We start from the raw sequence: 14,271 nt of genomic DNA, 5'->3' as shown, positions 1-14,271 counted from the left end.
GGAGGTCAACCGCCCTGTCCGGCCTTGCCGGTCGCGTCGGTGACCTGGCCGGCGGGCGGTGCCTCGACGTCGACCTCGGTGCCGAAGCCGGAGAACTCCATCAGCGTGCTCATCTTCACCTGCTGGGGCGAGGCACTGCTTCCGGGCCGGCCGGCCGAGGCCGAGGCGGGGGCCTTGACCGTCAGGTCGATCTGCTGCCGGCGGATCCGGCCCTGCTCGTCCAGCCAGATCTGCATCGGCAGGGTGTCGCCGAGCCGGCTGCGCAACGCGGCGCCGTCGGGCAGCTCGGCGACGTCCACGGTGACCCGGTACCGGGTGGTGCCGACGCCGTCGACCGTGGCCGTGCCGGTCTTGGTGACGTCCTGGTCGGTGATCGCCTTGGCGAAGGCGGCGGACTGCGCGGGGTCGCCGATCGGCTGCCCCTGCGCGCCCTGCTGCCCGGCGGCCTTCCGCAGGTCGACCTTCATCCAGGGCTTGCCCTGCCGGGCCTGCCCGTCGGGCAGCTTCTGGTACAGCACCTGGTCGACGACCCGCTGCTCCATGCGCTCGCCCCCCGCGGTGACGGTCAGGACGCTGTCGCCCTCCGCCAGGTCGATCACGCCCCGGCCGTCGGCCGTGACCGTCTCGCCCTCGGCGCTCATCCTCACCCGCACCGTCATCCGCGCCGTCTCCGCCTCGGCCGTCCGGTCGTAGGCGGAACGCACCTCCTGCGTGCCCTCCTCGCGCGCGCCGGCGCTGCTGCTGGGCGAGGCGTCGTCCGCGGCCCGTCCCGTGCCGCCGCCGTCGTCGCCGCATCCGGTCAGGACGAGACCCGCCAGGGCACCGGCCGAGGCGAGGACGCCGGCCTTCCTGCTTCCGCTGCGCATGCACCACGCTCCTGTCGTGACGGTCGTCCGGCAGCGGACCCTCTGCCGCCGCCCGCCTCCCGAATGCCCCCGGAGGGAACTAACACACAGAAAAGGAAAAGGAACTGACGGAGCATCGGATTCCGGTTCGCTGGTCCTGCCGTGCACGTCCTGCGGCCCGATCCGGGCCCGCCCCGGACGGGTGCGTCGACGCTTCCGAGGGTGATGGGGGCGCCGCCTTCGGTCCGCTGACCGACCGGTGGCGGCGGGACGCCCCGGCGGGCCCGGCGGATCCGCGTCTGCTCCGTCCGGAGTAGGGAGGGCCGCCGGTGACCGGCGCGGTCCGTCATGTCGTGTCACAGTCTGGTCATGATCTGGCGACATGCTGACATGACGGGCGGTCACCGCCGCCCCCGCCTGCGCGGCGGCCGGGCCGCACTGGTGACCCTGACGGCCACGGTGGCGCTGGGCGCCACGGCCGGGACGGCGACGGCCTCGCCGTCCGCCCGCCTCGCACCGGACTGGGACGCCATCGCGCGGTGCGAGTCCGGGGGCAACTGGAAGGCGAACACCGGCAACGGGCACTACGGCGGACTGCAGTTCTCGCGGTCCAGCTGGATCGCGGCCGGCGGCCTGAAGTACGCCCCGCGCGCCGACCTGGCGACCCGTAAGGAACAGATCGCCGTGGCCGAGCGGCTGGCCGACCTCCAGGGCATGTCGGCCTGGGCCTGCTCCTGGGCGGGCTGACCGCCGACCTGGCACGGCCGGGCACGGCCCGGCACCGGGGGCGCGGACGTCAGCAGGCAGCCCGGCATTGGGTGGGGGCGTCAGCCGGCGGTCCGGCCACCGGGGATGGATGCCGGCCGGCGGTCCGGTCGCCGGGGATGGATGCCGGCCGGCGGTCCGGTCGCCGGGGGTGGACGTCAGCCGGCGGCCCGGTGCTCCTCCAGCCTCCGGCGCGCATGGGACAGGAAGCCCTCCAGGGCCAGGTCGAAGGCCCGGTCCGCCCGTCCCTCGCCCACCGCGCCGAGCGCCTCCGCCAGACGCGGCGTGGCCGTGCCGTCGGCGACGTCCCACATGGCCTCGGGGGCGGCCAGGTCGAGAGCCGACCCGAGGACGACGTTCTCCAGCGCGACGATGACCGGCATGACGTCCGGCGGGGCGAAGCCCGCGTCGAGGAGCAGCGAGACGGCCCGCTCGTACTGGTCGAGGACGCGCGGGGCGCGGACGGGGTTCGTCATCAGCAGGGGGATGGCCCGGGGGTGTGCGGCGAAGGCGGCGCGGTAGGAGCGCGCCCATGCCTCCAGGGCCGCGTCCCACGGCCGGAGGTCCAGCGTGGCGACGTCGATGGCCGCCGACACCCGTTCGCGCAGCAGCTCCACGATGCCGCCCCGGCCGTCCACATGGTGGTACAGCGAGCCCGTCTGCACCCCGAGGCGGCGCGCGATCTGCGGGACGCTGAACTCGCCCTTCTCGTCGACGAGTTCCAGCGCGGTGGTGGTGATGCGCTCCCGGTCCAGCAGGGGTGTGCGCGGCCGTCCCATGTCGTGTGCTCTTCCTGAAGGGTCTTCCCAGCTCTCTGAAGAGGAGGTTACATTGCGGAAACCGAAAGCCTTTAGGTTTACCGGCGCCGGACACCCCCCACGTCTGCCTTCCGTCCCTCACGCAGCAAGAAGGGCTTCCCCGTGCCCGACACCAGCACCAGCCCGAGCCCCGCCGCGGGCTCTCCCGCGCCCGCCGCCCTGCGCACCGGGGCGCTCGGGACCGCCGACATCGCCTTCTTCGTCGTCTCCGCCGCCGCCCCGCTCACCGTCATGGCCGGGGTCGCCCCCCTCGCGATCCTCCTCGGCGGCATCGGCGCCCCGGTGGGCTACCTCCTCGCCGGGGTCACCCTCGCCGTCTTCGCCGTCGGCTTCACCACCATGAGCCGCCACGTCCGCAGCGGCGGCGCCTTCTACGCGTACATCACCCGCGGCCTGGGCCCGGCCGCCGGCGTGGGAGCCGCACTGCTCGCCCTCATCGGCTACAACGGCATGGAGATCGGCGTCTACGGCCTGCTCGGCAGCGCCACCCACGACACCGCCCACGCCCTGTTCGGCGCCGACCTGCCCTGGCTGCCCGTCTCGCTCGCCGGCCTGCTGCTCATCGGGTACGGGGGCTACCGCTCCATCGACTTCGGCGCGAAGGTCCTCGGCGTCCTCCTCGTCGCCGAGACCGGCATCCTCGTCCTGCTCGCCGCCGGCGTGCTCCTCGAGGGCGGCGCCCACGGCCTGTCCCCGGCCTCCTTCGCCCCCGGCAACGTGCTCGTGCCCGGCACGGCGGCCGTCCTGGCCTTCGCCTTCGCCGCGTTCACCGGCTTCGAGTCCACCGTCATCTACCGCCGCGAGGCCCGCGACCCGGCCCGCACGGTGCCGCGCGCCACCTACGCGGCCGTCGCCTTCCTCGGCCTGTTCTACGCGTTCGTCGTGTGGACCGCGATCCAGGCCTTCGGCGACGCCGAGATCGTGGAAGCCGCCGGCGACGACCCGGCCGGGCTGTTCTTCACCGCGATCACCACCTACGTCGGCGGCTGGGCGGCCGACCTCATGCACGTCCTGATCGTCACCAGCGTCCTGGCGTCCCTGCTCGCCTTCCACAACGCCATCAACCGCTACGGCCTCGCCCTCGCCGAGGAGGGCGTCCTGCCCAAGGCGCTGGCCCGGGTCCACCCGCGCCACGGCTCCCCGTACGTCGCGGGCATCGCCCAGACCGTCCTCGGCGCCGTCGTCGTCCTCGGCTTCGCGGCGGCCGGCGCCGACCCGTACGGGCAGCTGCTGCTATGGGTCAACACCCCCGGCATGCTCGGCCTGATGGCGCTGCAACTGCTGGCCGCGCTCGCCGTGTTCCGGTACTTCCGGCGCGTGCCCCACCGCGAGGGCGCCCTGCGCACGGTGGTGGCGCCCGTCGCCGCGGCGGCGCTGCTCACCGCCGCCCTCGCCCTGGTGGTCACCCACCTCGACCTGTTCACCGGTGCCCCGGCGACGGTGAACACCGTGCTCGCCTCCCTCGTCCTCGTGGTCTTCGTCGCCGGGCTCGCCCTCGCGGGGTGGCTGCGCCGCCACCGGCCCGCGGTCTACGAGGGGTTCGCCGCCGAACCCGAGACCGACCCTGAGGCCGAACCCGAGGCCGAAGGCGGGCCCGGGCCGTCGGCCGTGCCCGGGGCCGTCCCGCCCGCGCGGCGCGCCGTGCCCGGGGACTGACCGCGTCACCGCCCCGGACCGCCGCCCGCCCGGGCCCCGCACCACCGTTCCGATCCACCCGTCCGCAAGGAGACTTCCGCATGCCCACCGCCGACCTGGTCCTCACCGGCGCCCGCGTCCGCACCCTCGACCCGGACCGCCCGCACGCCGGTGCGGTCGCCGTGCGCGACGGCCGGATCGCATACGTCGGCGAGGAGGCCGGCGTACGCGACTGGTGCGGACCCGGCACCGAGGTCGTGGACCTGGCCGGCGCCTGCCTGGTGCCCGGCCTGACCGACGGCCACAGCCACCCCGTGTGGGGCCTGGAGATGGCCACCGGGCTCGACCTGTCCGACGTCCGCGACCTGGACGGGCTGCGCGCCCGGCTCGCCGGGGCCGAGCGGACCGGCGGCTGGGTCGTGGGCTTCGGCCTGGACCACAACGTGTTCGGCGGCCGCCCCGTCGACCGCGCGCTGATCGAGGACGTACTCGGCGGGGCCCCGGCCTTCCTGCGCCTGTACGACGGGCACTCGGCCCTCGTCACCGGCGCCGCGCTGGAGGCGGCGGGCGTCACCGGGCCCCGGACGTTCGCGCAGCGCTCCCACCTCGCGGTCGACGCCGACGGGAGGCTGACCGGGCACCTGGTCGAGCACGCCGCGATGGACCTGGTCGCACAGGTCATGCCCCGGCCGTCGTATGCCGAACGCCGCACCCGGCTGGTCGCGCTGCTGTCCGCGATGGCCGCCACCGGGCTCACCGGCGCCCATGTGATGGACGGCGGCGACCTCGGCCTCGTCGGCTCGGTGGCCGAGGAGACCGTCCTGCCGCTGCGGCTGCGCTTCGCGCCCTGGTGCATGCCGGGTGACGACGAGGCGGCCCTGGACGAACTCGTCGCGCTGCAGCGCCGCGCCGGGCGGCACTGGCGGGTCGGCGGGGTGAAGTTCTTCATGGACGGCACCGTCGAGGGCGGCACCGCCTGGCTGGAGCACCCGGACTGCCACGGGCAGGGCACCGAGGCGTTCTGGCCCGACCCCTCCGCCTACAGCGACGCCGTACGCCGCCTGCACCGGGCCGGGGTGCGCACCGCGACCCACGCCATCGGCGACGCGGCCGTGCGCCACGTCCTCGACACGGTCGAGACGCTGGGCGCCGGCGCCCGCTTCGCGCACCGGGTGGAACACATCGAGTCGGTGCCCGACGACACCCTCGCCCGCTTCGCCCGCCTCGGCGTCGCCGCCTCCATGCAGCCCCCGCACACCGGTTACACCCGTGCCGACCACTCCGACGAGTGGTCCCGGCGGCTGGGGGAGGGCCGCGCCGGACGCGCCTGGCGCCTGCGGGACCTGCGGGAGGCGGGCGCGGTCGTCGCGCTCGGCTCGGACTGGCCCATCGCCCCCTACGACGCCCGCGCCGTGCTGGCCACCGCGCGGGCGCCCCGGGGCGCGGCCTCGGCGCGGGAAGGCCTGACGGGCCTGCAGGCCCTGGAGGGCTGCACCACCCACGCGGCCGTCGCCGCCGGGGAGGCGGACGTCGCCGGCCGCATCGCCGTGGGGTACCGGGCCGACCTGACCGCCCTGGGAGTCGACCCCGTCGACGCGCCCGCCGACGAGGTCGCCGAGGCACCGGTACGGCTCACCGTGACCGGCGGGCACGTGGTGCACCGGGGCGTGTGACGGGCGCGGGACCCGGCGCCGTACGGGGCCGCCACGGCCGCCGTGAGGCGCCGCGCGCCCCTCGGCCTTCCGCGCCGGACGCCTTTCCGCGCCGGACACCTTTCCGTACCACGCCGCGCGTCTGCTCCGCACCGGACACCGCCCGGACCGGCGCACGCCGCACCGGCCCCTTGCGGCACCTCCCGGACCCTTCCGGTGCCTTCCGCCGGTCCGCGTGACGCGGAGCCGGCGACCGCCCGGGGCCGGGAGACCTACCCCCGGCCGTGCCCGCCGGCCCGCCCGCCGTCCGGCTCGCCGCGCACGCACGCCTCGTACGCCGCCCGGTGCACCGCGCGGGCGATGCGGGCCCCCCACACCGACCGGGGCCCGGCGAACGCCTCGGCGGCCCGGCCGGGGGCGGGGCGGGCGGCGGCGACGCAGACCGCGTCGGTGGGGGTGCCGGAGGCGTCGATCCCGGCGTCCCGCAGCGCCTGCACCTTCGCCTCGGTGGCGGTGGCGACGGCGTTGACGAGAGCGGCGTCGCACAGCGGCACGGGAACCGACACGACGATGTTGACGGTGCCCGCCGGCGGCTGCCCCGGGCGGCCGGGGGCGGGCACCGCGGCCCAGCCGCGCACGCCGAGGCCCGCCGTGACCACGGCGACCACGCCGTCGTCCGCCGCGCAGCCCCGGTCGGCCACCCGGGCCGCCGTCATCAGCCCGACGCCGTTCCCGCGCACACCGAGCGACGCTGCCATCCCGGCCAGGTGCGCCGCGGGGTCCCGGCGCGGATAGCCCGGCGGGACCTGGGCGTTGAGCACCCAGTCCCGCTCGGCCAGGCCCCCGCCCAGGACGGCGGTGGAGATCATGCGCATGCGCTCGCCGGGCACCCACAGCAGCATCGGCCAGGTGCCCCCGTCCTCCGTACGGGTCAGCAACGGGAGGTCGTCCAGGGCGGACAGACGGGACAGGTCCGGCCGCTCGGGCAGGCCGGTCGGGGTGGTGGGAGCGACGGCAGGCATGCGAGGCACCCTAATCGGTGACCTCGTCCGCATCCGCGACGGGTCATGGCCGGAACATCCCCGGCCGAGTCACCCCGGCCGTGACCGGGCTCGCGGCGCCGGACCGGGGGAGGCCCCGCCCGCCTTGCACCGGACACCGGACCGGACTGCGGTACCCGGCACGCCGCGCCAGGTGCCCGGGGCGGGCACGGCAGCGCGGCGTGGTGGGCGGCGGCCCGGGACACGGGACGGTGCCGTCCCGCGCCCGTGCACCTGGCGCGGCGTGGCCGTCAGGTGCGCTGGCGCAGGCCCACGGTGAGTCCCCGGATCTCGTAACCGCCGATGGCGTCCTTGAAGGAGACGCGCGGCGGCGCCGTCATCCGGACGCCGTCGAGCGCGAACAGACGGCTGAGGAAGACGTCGGTCTCCAGCAGGGCGATGTGCGCCCCGGGGCACCGGTGGGGCCCGTCCCCGAAGGAGAGCCACACCGGGCCCACGCCGGCCTCCAGGGGCCGGCCCGGCCGGACGCGCAGCGGATCGCCGCCCACGGCGCGCGGATCGGCGTTGGCGTCGTCGAGGTGGATCTCGACGACCTCACCGGGCCGTACGGCGACGGGCCCGTCGTCCGTGGGCAGTTCCAGGGCGGTGGCCGCCCGCCGGCGCAGCCGCGCGACCACGGGTTCCAGCCGCAGGATCTCCTGCAGGACGGCCAGGCGCCCGGCCTCGTCCGCCGAGCGGTAGTGGCCGAGCAGACCGGCGTCCGTGAACAGGTGCCAGGCGGCCAGGCAGACGAACTCCCGGGTGGTGACCATGCCGGCCGCGGCGAAGGTCAGGCACTCGCCGAGGATCTCCGCGTCCGAGCAGCCCTCCGCGATCAGATGGGAGATCAGGTCGTCGTGCTCTCGGCGGCGGTGCGCGCGGATGGCGGGGCGTACGTCGGCGAGATGGATGCGCAGCCAGTCGGCGTTCTGCCGCACCAGCCAGTACAGGCCCCGCGCACTGGTCAGACCGGGTTCGCCGAACTCCTCCGGGAAGAAACGCTCCAGCCTCCGGCGGATGCCGGGCCTGCCGTACCGCAGGCCGACGACCTCGCTCACCACGCCGATGGCCAGCTCGAAGGCGAGGTCGGCGAGCGGGGCCTCGCCCGCCGCGCGCAGGGCCGCGAGCTGCTCCGTCGCGATACGCACCATCAGGCCGCGGTAGTGCTCGTCGACCCGGCGGGGCGTGAAGAAGCGCGCGGTCTGCCGGCGGTGCTCCCGGTGCTCGGGGCCGTCCCGGTAGAGCACGGGGCGGCGGACGCGCCGCGGCAGCTTCTCCACGGTCTCGATGCCGAGACCGGCCTGTACGGTGCCGGGGTCCCGCAGCACCGAACGGGCCACGGCGTAGTCGTGCACCCGCCAGGTCCCGTCCGCCGCGCGGGTGACCGGGCACCCCGGCCGTTCCCGCCCCCTGTCGACCTTCCGCGCCGTGCCCTCACGGTCGCGCACCGGCCCGCACCCCCTTCCGTCGGCGTGCCGGACGGCCCTCGCGGCCACCGGCCCGAACCGCGTCCCTCCCAGCATCCGGCACGGGCGGCCGCGCGGACCAGACCACGGACCCGCCACAGCGGCGACGGCCGTACACGCGACGACGGGGCCGCCCGCCCCGAAGGGCGGGCGGCCCCGTCGGAAGGGGAGCCTGCGAAGGAGACCGGGGCGACCGGGGCGACCGGGTCGACCGGGTCGACCGGGTCGACCGGGCCCCCGCGTCAGCCGACCGGCGTCGTCGGACCGCTGTCCGCCGGCGACGCGGCCTTCTCGGAGCGCGCCTGGCCGGGCACGTCCGCCGCCGCGCCGTCACCGGAGGCGCCGGCAGACTCCTCGGCGAGGCGCTCCATGCCGCTGGTGGTCTTCAGCGGCTTCTCCTTGATGAACACCACGGCGATCAGCGCCAGCAGGGCGAACGGCGTGGCGATGAGGAACAGGTCGGCGGTGGACACGCCGTAGGCGTGCTCGACGATCGACCGCATCGGGGCGGGCAGCGTCGTCATGTCCGGCACGCCGCCCTCGCCGCCCGGACCCCCGCCGGCCGCACCGGCGATGCCGGCCTCCTTCAGCCCCTTGGCCATCTCGTCGGCGACCCGGTTGGCGAGGATCGCGCCCAGGACGCTGGTGCCGATGGTGCCGCCCATGCTGCGGAAGAAGGACAGCACGGAGGTCGCGGCGCCCAGCTCGGCGGCGGGCACGTCGTTCTGCGCGGCCAGCACCAGGTTCTGCATCAGCATGCCGACACCGATGCCGAGCACCGCCATGAACAGGCTGAGCAGGGCGAAGTGCGTGTCCGCGTCGATGGTGGACAGCAGCGCGAGGCCCACGGTCATCACGACCGCGCCGGCCACCAGGTACTTCTTCCACTTGCCGGTCTTGCTGATGACCTGGCCGGCGACGGTGGAGGACACCAGCAGACCGAGGATCATCGGCAGGCTCATCAGCCCGGCCATCGTCGGGGACTTGCCCAGGGAGACCTGGAAGTACTGGGAGAGGAAGACCGTTCCGCCGAACATGGCCACGCCGACCAGGAGGCTGGCGACGGTGGTCAGGGTCACCGTGCGGTTGCGGAAGATGTCGAGCGGGATGACCGGCTCCGGGGTGCGCGCCTCGACGAACACCGCGACGACGAGCAGCAGCACGCCGCCGATCGTCAGCGCGGCGGTCTGCCAGGACGCCCAGTCGAACTGGTGCCCGGCGAGCGAGACCCAGATCAGCAGGGCGCACACACCCGCCACGATGAGGAAGGCGCCCAGGAAGTCGATCTTCACCTCGCGCCGGACGGTGGGGAGCTTCAGCGTGGCCTGGAGCAGCACGATGGCCAGCAGGGCGAAGGGCACGCCGATGAAGAAGCACCAGCGCCAGCCCAGCCACGAGGTGTCGACCAGTACACCGCCGATCAGCGGACCGGCCACGGTGCCGACGGCGAAGACGGCGCCGAAGATGCCGGCGTACTTGCCGAGCCGGCGCGGCGGGATGACGGCGGCCATCACGACCTGGGCGAGGGCGGTCAGGCCGCCCGCGCCGATGCCCTGGACCACACGGCTGAAGATCAGCAGTCCGACGCCGTGGGAGAAGCCGGCCAGCAGCGAGCCGGCGACGAACATGAGCAGGGAGAGCTGCAGGAGCAGCTTCTTGTTGTAGAGGTCGGACAGCTTGCCCCACAGGGGCACCGTCGCGGTCATCGCGAGCAGTTCCGCGGTGACGACCCAGGTGTAGGACGACTGGCTGGCCCCCAGGTCGGCGATGATCCGGGGCAGCGCGTTGGACACGACGGTGCTGGCCAGGATCGCGACGAACATGCCGGCCATCAGGCCGGACATGGCCTGGAGTATCTGACGGTTGGTCATGGAGGTGGTGGGCGCCTGGTCGGGCGCCGGAGGTGCGGTCACGGCATCTCTTTCGACAGTGATGATCGGTGGTGCGCGCGGACCGTGGCGCGGACATGACGTCCGTGCCCGGGAACACGCGTGACAGGCAAGGGGCGGTGGCCGCGGTCGGTGGGCCGGACGGCGGGCGGGGTCACCGCGCGGGAGGCGCGGGGAGCCCGGCGGCCAGCAGGGAGAACGTCTCCTGGAACACGTCGGCGAAGGAGAGTTCCTCCTGGCGGGCGCACCAGTGCTCCAGGCTGACCCGCACCGCGGTGGTCGCCATCGCGGCCAGCAGCCGGGGGTAGAGGTCCAGTGCCGCGCGCCGTTCCTCGTCGGACGCGGCGGGCGCGGCCGTCACCGCCGGGGTGCTGCACGAGGGGCCGGAACCGGCCCGGATGCGCTCGGCGACGGCCTCGGCCAGTTCGGTCTCGTTCGCCATGTGCGCGCTGAGCGAGCGGGCCAGGAGGTGAGGAGAGGCGCGCAGCACCTCGGCGTGCAGCAGCCACAGCTCGTGCCGCTGCTCGGCCTCGGCGAGCTCCGTCCCGATGGCCTCGCGCACGGCGTCCAGCGGGGAGAGGGCGGCGGGGGCGTCGAGCACGGACCGGCGGATGCGGACACGGGCGTCGGCGTCGATCGTGACGAAGGCGTCGTCGCGGGTGTCGAAGTAGTTGAAGAACGTCCTCACCGAGACTCCCGCCGCGGCGCTGATGGCCTCGACGGTGACCTTCTCCACGCCGTGCTCGGCGGCGAGGCGCACGGCGGCTTCGGCCAGCGCCGCACGCGTCGCCCGCTTCTTCCGCTCCCGCAGACCGCCCCCGGCGGCACTCTTCCCCGACACAAGTTGCATGCTATGCAAACATGCACGGCATGCAAAATTCCGCTTGTGACGGACCGGGAGGCGCCGCGCCCCGAGAGCCGGGGGCCTGCGTCAGCGGGTGTACCGCAGCCAGCGCAGGACGGCGGTGACGGCGCTGTCGGGCAGGGCGCTGAGCCGGTCGATGGCGTCGCGGTCCTCGGGGCGCGGCGGGACGCCGGCCGCGGTCAGCGCCGCGCGGAGATCCCGCCGGCGCCGTTCGCGCGGCTCGATGCCGGAGGCGGGGTACGGGGCGGGAGCCGGGGACGGCAGCGGGAGGTCCCCGTCCGGGTGCCCGGCGCCCGGTTCCCGGCGCCCGGCCGGCTCGCGCCAGAAGGCGCCGGCGCCGTCGTGGGCGTAGAAGTCGACGACGGTCCCGTCCGGGCCGAACTCGAAGGCGGACGCGGTCATGTGGGCCTCCTCGCGCAGGGTGTCGGTTCTGTGAGTGCAGGAACCGGTTCGTCCGCCCGGCGGTTGCGGCCGCGGCGACGCGCCACCCCGATGGCGCCATCGGCATGTCATCGGCCGGTCCGACAACCGGTGCGGCGGGGCGTCCCGCTGTCCCGCGTGGTGCGGACGGGTGCCGCGGGGCCGGACGCGCGTTTGCCGCGGGAACGAGGGGCAAGGCGGTGTGCATGACGGAACCGAACAACGACACGCAAGGGAAGCGCACGTCGGCGCAGGCGGCCCGGTCCGCGGCCCGGCGCGCCGCCGACAAGGCGGCCACCGGGGCCTCACGGGCCGCGGAGGGCGTCGCCACGGCCACCGACGAGGCGGCGTCGGCGGCGAGGACGGGAACCCGCCGGCCGGCCGAGGTGGCGTCCGGGGCCGCGCAGACCGCGGCCAAGGGGGTCGAAGCGGGCCGCAGGGCACTCGCCACGGTCCCGGGCCGGGTCGCCGGCACGGCCCAGGCCGCCTGGACGGTCATCGCCCACCGGAAGCTGGTCGCCGCCGGAGCGGCGGCCGGGGTGACGGCGCTGAGCGCGGCGTCCTACGCGGCGGGCCGCCGCTCGGGCCGCCGCACCCTCGGCCCGCTGACCCGGCTCACCGGCGGACGTATCTGACGCACCCTCAAGCAGCCTGCCGGGGCGGAGGGCCGGGCCGCTCGGACGGGCTCCGAACCGGCCGGGGATCTGTGAGAATGATCCCGTGGCCCACCGCATCAGCATCTGGATCTCGGCCTTCGGGGTCGTCGTCAGCCTGGCGCTCCTCACCGGAGCCGTCCTCGAGTACCGGGCGGGGGCGTCGGTGCTCTGGGCCGGGGCCGGGGCGCTGATCGTCCTGTGCGCCGTCCACGCACTGGTGCGGGACCTGAGGCGGTCCCGCGGAGGGCCTTCGTCCTGAGGACGCCGGGCTCCTCGGCTGGGCGGCCGGCGGGCCCACACCGTTCCCGCCCCGGCACACGGTGGCGGCACGGGTCCCGGTGGGGACCCGTGCCGCGGTTCGGCGGACGGCGGTGCCGTGCCGGGCGTCAGGCGGCGGCCCCGGCGCCCTCTTCCGCAGCGTCGCCGGCCCGGCGCGGCAGGGTCAGGACGGCCAGGAAGCCGAGGACCGCGACGGCGGCGAAGAAGTAGAAGCCCCAGGGATGGCCGATCCCGGCGGTGAGCAGGGCACCGGTGATGGACGGGCCGACGATCGAGCCGATCCGGCCGATGCCCGAGGCCGAGCCGAGGGCGGTGCCGCGGACGGCGGCCGGGTAGAAGTGCGTCACGTAGGCGTAGACCAGCACCTGGGCCGAGAAGACGAACACGCCGGTGAGGAAGACGACCGTGTTGAGCAGCAGGTCGCTCTCCATCTTGACGCTCAGACAGGCCAGCATCACCACCGAGATCCCGAACCAGCCGAGCGTCGTGCCCTTGATGCCGCGCCGGTCGGCGACGAAGCCGCCGAGGACCAGACCGACGACACCGCCGATGTTGAGCACCAGGAGCTGGGTGACGGCCGTGGGGACGGGGTAACCGGCGTCGTTCATCAGCTTCGGCAGCCAGGTGTTGAGGCCGTAGACCAGCAACAGCCCCATGAAGGACGCCACCCACACGCCGATGCCCGCACGCAGGTAGGCCGGCTTGAGCAGCTCGGTGAACGGGACCCGCTGCGCACCCGTGGTCCGCCGGGCCCGGACGAACGCCTCCGACTCCGGCAGCCGGAACCACTGGATGACGGCGACGGCGAAGCCCACGACGCCGAGGACGTAGAAGAGGATCTCCCAGTCGTCCGTCACCTGGAGGGCCAGCAGGGACGTGATGACGGCACCGGTGTGGTAGCCGGTCATCGTCAGGGTGCTGGCCCGGGCGCGGCGGCCGGCCGGCATGTGCTCGGCCATCATCGTCAGCGACACCGGCATGCAGGCGCCCAGGCCCAGGCCGGCCAGGAGGCGCAGCACGGCGAACATCGTGACGGAACCGGCCAGCGGCACCAGGAGGGTGAACAGGGAGAACACCACCACGGAACCGATGAGCAGCAGGCGCCGCCCCAGCCGGTCGGCCAGCGGGCCGACGCAGACCGCGCCGATGGCCACGCCCACGAGGGAGAGGGTCGCGATGGTGGTCGCGTCACCCGCGGTCATGCCGAGGTGATGCGTCTTGAGCAGGGTCGGGATGATGGCGCCGAGGACGACGAGGTCGTACCCCTCGAGCAGGACGGTGATCCAGCACAGGACGACGGTCCAGGCGTTGCGTCCGCGCACGCCGGACGGTGCCGGCGGGCCGGACGAGATGACGGAAGTCATGAAGACATTCCCCCCAAAGGCGGCTACGGGAGAGCGGGGACGGAAGGGAAGGAAGACCGGAGGAGGCGGAGGGAGCGGAGGAGAGAGGGGGCGGAGGAGAGAGGGGTGCCTCTATGTCCTTCGTCAAGCGAGTCGAGGGCTTCTCGGTTCGTAGAAGGTTCCGTCGCGGAGCATGGCGAACAGGACGCTGATGCGGTGGCGGGCGAGTCGGAGGAGGGCCTGGGTGTGGGTTTTGCCGCGGGCTCGGCAGCGGTCGTAGTAGGTCCGGGAGGCGGGATCGTGGAGGGCGGCGAACGCGGAGAGGAACATCGCCCGTTTGAGCTGCCGGTTGCCGCCTCTGGGGGCGTGTTCACCGTGGATGGAAGTTCCTGATTGCCGGGTGGCTGGGGCGAGGCCGGCGTAGGAGGCCAGGTGGGCGGCGGTGGGGAAGCTGCTGCCGTCGCCGACGGTGGTCAGGAGGATGGCGGTGGTCCTGACGCCGATGCCGGGCATCGAGGTCAGGACCTGGGAAAGAGGGTGGGCCTCCAGCAGGGTTTCGATCCGGGCTTCCAGAGCCCGGCGTTGTTCATGGACGGCG

The 14,271-nt window shown here is 74.7% G+C and carries 14 protein-coding genes; 5 read left to right on the top strand and 9 right to left on the bottom strand.

From position 1 onward, the window contains the following. Positions 1–5 precede the first annotated feature (5 nt). Positions 6–866 (bottom strand): hypothetical protein, encoded by an 861-nt coding sequence (locus ABZ340_RS30025; protein WP_358784995.1) that lies wholly within the window; start codon positions 864–866, stop codon positions 6–8. 348 nt (positions 867–1,214) lie between these two features. Here ABZ340_RS30025 and ABZ340_RS30020 point away from each other — a divergent pair, with 348 nt between their 5' ends. Continuing rightward, complete coding sequence (locus ABZ340_RS30020; RefSeq protein WP_358784994.1) at positions 1,215–1,592, top strand: transglycosylase family protein; 378 nt, start codon at positions 1,215–1,217, stop codon at positions 1,590–1,592. A 176-nt stretch (positions 1,593–1,768) separates the two neighbouring features. Here the strand turns inward: ABZ340_RS30020 and ABZ340_RS30015 are convergent, their stop codons facing one another. Continuing rightward, a complete protein-coding gene (locus ABZ340_RS30015; RefSeq protein ID WP_358784993.1) occupies positions 1,769–2,389 on the bottom strand; it encodes a TetR/AcrR family transcriptional regulator C-terminal domain-containing protein in 621 nt (206 codons plus the stop codon). Positions 2,390–2,530: 141 nt separating this feature from the next. Here ABZ340_RS30015 and ABZ340_RS30010 point away from each other — a divergent pair, with 141 nt between their 5' ends. Both ABZ340_RS30010 and ABZ340_RS30005 read left to right on the top strand, forming a co-directional pair. Continuing rightward, positions 2,531–4,084 carry an APC family permease gene (locus ABZ340_RS30010; protein ID WP_358784992.1) on the top strand — a complete coding sequence of 518 codons (1,554 nt, stop codon included), beginning with the start codon at positions 2,531–2,533 and terminating at the stop codon, positions 4,082–4,084. Positions 4,085–4,164: 80 nt separating this feature from the next. Beyond that, on the top strand, positions 4,165–5,736 hold the full coding sequence (locus ABZ340_RS30005) for an amidohydrolase (RefSeq protein ID WP_358784991.1): 1,572 nt from the start codon (positions 4,165–4,167) through the stop codon (positions 5,734–5,736). A 251-nt stretch (positions 5,737–5,987) separates the two neighbouring features. Here ABZ340_RS30005 and ABZ340_RS30000 read toward each other — a convergent pair whose 3' ends face one another. The 5 genes from ABZ340_RS30000 to ABZ340_RS29980 form a co-directional block, all read right to left on the bottom strand. Next, positions 5,988–6,617, bottom strand: coding sequence for an adenosylcobinamide amidohydrolase (locus ABZ340_RS30000; RefSeq protein ID WP_358785028.1), 630 nt, complete (start codon positions 6,615–6,617; stop codon positions 5,988–5,990). Between the two features lie 389 nt (positions 6,618–7,006). Beyond that, the gene (locus tag ABZ340_RS29995; protein WP_358784990.1) at positions 7,007–8,203 is read right to left on the bottom strand and encodes a cytochrome P450; all 1,197 of its coding nucleotides are present in this window, start codon (positions 8,201–8,203) and stop codon (positions 7,007–7,009) included. Positions 8,204–8,463: 260 nt separating this feature from the next. Further along, the gene (locus tag ABZ340_RS29990; protein WP_358785027.1) at positions 8,464–10,092 is read right to left on the bottom strand and encodes an MDR family MFS transporter; all 1,629 of its coding nucleotides are present in this window, start codon (positions 10,090–10,092) and stop codon (positions 8,464–8,466) included. 172 nt (positions 10,093–10,264) lie between these two features. Continuing rightward, positions 10,265–10,960, bottom strand: coding sequence for a TetR family transcriptional regulator (locus tag ABZ340_RS29985; protein ID WP_358784989.1), 696 nt, complete (start codon positions 10,958–10,960; stop codon positions 10,265–10,267). An 81-nt stretch (positions 10,961–11,041) separates the two neighbouring features. Then, positions 11,042–11,377: a hypothetical protein gene (locus ABZ340_RS29980; RefSeq protein ID WP_358784988.1), complete on the bottom strand. Its 336-nt coding sequence runs from the start codon at positions 11,375–11,377 to the stop codon at positions 11,042–11,044. Between the two features lie 224 nt (positions 11,378–11,601). Here ABZ340_RS29980 and ABZ340_RS29975 point away from each other — a divergent pair, with 224 nt between their 5' ends. Both ABZ340_RS29975 and ABZ340_RS29970 read left to right on the top strand, forming a co-directional pair. Further along, positions 11,602–12,030 carry a hypothetical protein gene (locus ABZ340_RS29975; RefSeq protein WP_358784987.1) on the top strand — a complete coding sequence of 143 codons (429 nt, stop codon included), beginning with the start codon at positions 11,602–11,604 and terminating at the stop codon, positions 12,028–12,030. 85 nt (positions 12,031–12,115) lie between these two features. Beyond that, the gene (locus ABZ340_RS29970) at positions 12,116–12,310 is read left to right on the top strand and encodes a hypothetical protein (RefSeq protein ID WP_358784986.1); all 195 of its coding nucleotides are present in this window, start codon (positions 12,116–12,118) and stop codon (positions 12,308–12,310) included. A 127-nt stretch (positions 12,311–12,437) separates the two neighbouring features. On the opposite strand, the gene ABZ340_RS29965 is transcribed toward ABZ340_RS29970, so the two are convergent. Together ABZ340_RS29965 and ABZ340_RS29960 are read right to left on the bottom strand one after the other, a co-directional pair. Further along, complete coding sequence (locus ABZ340_RS29965; RefSeq protein WP_358784985.1) at positions 12,438–13,694, bottom strand: aromatic acid/H+ symport family MFS transporter; 1,257 nt, start codon at positions 13,692–13,694, stop codon at positions 12,438–12,440. 123 nt (positions 13,695–13,817) lie between these two features. Next, the coding region (locus ABZ340_RS29960; RefSeq protein ID WP_358784984.1) for a transposase at positions 13,818–14,271 on the bottom strand (454 nt) is incomplete at its 5' end.

This window comes from Streptomyces sp. NPDC006134 (genome assembly GCF_040628835.1).
GTDB lineage: Bacteria > Actinomycetota > Actinomycetes > Streptomycetales > Streptomycetaceae > Streptomyces.
Note: the sequence above shows the minus strand (reverse complement) of the source record. Positions and strands in the feature narration are given on the sequence as shown.